This window comes from Mesorhizobium sp. M7A.F.Ca.AU.002.02.1.1 (assembly GCF_003998535.1).
Lineage (GTDB): Bacteria > Pseudomonadota > Alphaproteobacteria > Rhizobiales > Rhizobiaceae > Mesorhizobium > Mesorhizobium ciceri.
Genome location: NZ_RZPB01001319.1, coordinates 1 through 889, shown reverse-complemented (window position 1 = coordinate 889; position 889 = coordinate 1). Strand labels below are relative to the sequence as shown.

Genomic DNA, 889 nt, shown 5'->3' with positions numbered 1-889 from the left:
AGGTCATGGCGATGCGGCGCGCGGTAACGGCGCCGACGCCGCCGCCAATGGCAAGGCCGAGCACGATCAGGCCGAAGCGGCCGGCGGACGGGGTCGCCAGAGCCAGTGTGGTGGCGATGGCAATACCCATGCCGATCATGCCGTAGAGATTGCCCTGGCGGCTGGTGGTCGGATGCGACAGGCCGCGCAGCGCCATGATGAACAGGACACCGGAGACGAGGTAGAGGAAGGACGCGAAGTTGGCGTTCATGGCGCTCTACTTGTCCTTCTTCTTGTACATGGCCAGCATGCGCTGGGTGACGAGGAAGCCGCCGAAGATGTTGACCGAAACCAGCATCAGCGCGACGAAGCCGAAGCCCGCGGCAATGCCGGAGGCGGCGATGCCGACGGCAAGCAGCGCGCCGACGACGATGACCGAGGAGATGGCATTGGTGACGGCCATCAGCGGCGTATGCAGTGCGGGGGTCACCGACCAGACGACGTAGTAGCCGACGAAGATCGCCAGGACGAAGATGGCGAAGCGGAAGACGAAGGGATCGATGGCGCCGCCGGAGAGCGCATGCGCGGCATCACCGGCCGCGTCAGTGCCGCCGGGCGCGGTCGCCAGATTGTGCACCGCCAGCCGGACGGCGGCGGAGGCCTGGTCGAGCTGGTCGAGGGCTTTCTGCAGGGTCTGGTCCATCACGCGATCCCTTTCGGCTTCGACGAGGGCGACTTGGGTGCGGCCGCCTTCTTGGGCGCGGCTTTCTTGGGCGAAGCATCGGCGACCATGGTCTTGGCCGGGATCGCGGCCGGCTCGACATATTGGCCCTTTGCCGGCTGCTGGTCGGCTTTCACGAAAGCCGGATGAACCACCTTGCCGCCATCGGTCAGCATCGTTGCCTTGACC

At 66.3% G+C, this 889-nt stretch carries 2 protein-coding genes and 1 pseudogene; all 3 read right to left on the bottom strand.

Going from position 1 to position 889, the window contains the following annotated elements:
- A partial coding sequence (locus EN879_RS37430) for an NAD(P)(+) transhydrogenase (Re/Si-specific) subunit beta (protein ID WP_206521108.1) occupies nt 1–250 on the bottom strand: 250 nt, incomplete at its 3' end.
- Nucleotides 251–256: 6 nt separating this feature from the next.
- Nucleotides 257–685, bottom strand: coding sequence for an NAD(P) transhydrogenase subunit alpha (locus EN879_RS37425; RefSeq protein WP_024501908.1), 429 nt, complete (start codon nt 683–685; stop codon nt 257–259).
- Nucleotides 682–889, bottom strand: a pseudogene (locus EN879_RS37420) (NAD(P)(+) transhydrogenase (Re/Si-specific) subunit alpha); the annotation flags it as partial. The pseudogene EN879_RS37420 and the gene EN879_RS37425, both read right to left, overlap by 4 nt.